The following is a 328-nucleotide window of genomic DNA, read 5'->3' as shown; positions in this document are numbered from 1 at the left end:
CGCCTCGCCAGCGACACCGACGACGCGTTCGCCGAGCCCGTGGCGACGGGCGCCGCCGCCCCGGCCGAGGCGCTGGAAGTGCTGATCGTCGACGACAACGTGGACGCGGCGCAGATCCTCGCCATGTACATCGAGGCCGTGGGCCACCGCGCGACCGTGTGGCACAGCCCCGGCAAGGCGCTCGCGTACGCGGCCGAGCGGCACCCGGACGTGTGCGTGCTCGACATCGGCCTGCCCGAATTCGACGGCCACGAGCTGGCACGCCGCCTGCGCGCGCTGCCCGGCATGGCGGACGTGCCGCTGGTCGCCGTCAGCGGCTACGGCCAGG

The 328-nt window shown here is 75.0% G+C and carries 1 protein-coding gene; it reads left to right on the top strand.

Annotation, left to right across the window (positions count from 1 at the left end):
- The coding region (locus tag ACEN88_RS34910; RefSeq protein ID WP_413347010.1) for a response regulator at positions 1-328 on the top strand (328 nt) is incomplete at both ends.

It is taken from the genome of Massilia sp. CT11-108 (genome assembly GCF_047302915.1).
In the GTDB taxonomy this organism is placed as follows: domain Bacteria; phylum Pseudomonadota; class Gammaproteobacteria; order Burkholderiales; family Burkholderiaceae_D; genus Telluria; species Telluria orientalis.
Note: the sequence above shows the minus strand (reverse complement) of the source record. Positions and strands in the feature narration are given on the sequence as shown.